General features: G+C 69.7%; 1 protein-coding gene. It reads left to right on the top strand.

All coding sequences use genetic code 11. The features are described from left to right. Positions 1-287 (top strand): FtsK/SpoIIIE domain-containing protein (locus tag AC5WRL_RS28135; protein ID WP_496091504.1); only part of this gene is annotated, 287 nt, incomplete at both ends.

Below are 287 nucleotides of genomic sequence, written 5' to 3'. Positions count from 1 at the left end.
TGACCGTTCCGCTGGGCCAGGTGGACAAGCCGTTCGAGCAACGCCGGGAGACCCTCTACCGGGACTTCTCCGGCGCCGGTGGCCACATGCTGATCGTGGGCGGGCCACAGTCCGGGAAGTCCACGCTGCTGCGCACGCTCATCGCGTCCTTCGCGCTGACACACACCCCGCAGGAGGTGCAGTTCTACGCTCTGGACTTCGGCGGCGGCGGCTTGTCCGCGCTGTCCGGGCTCCCGCACGTGGGCGGTATCGCCTCGCGTCTTGATCCGGACCGGGTGCGCCGTACG

Source organism: Streptomyces sp. NTD107 (assembly GCF_059510435.1).
This window is presented reverse-complemented; position numbering and strand designations above follow the sequence as displayed.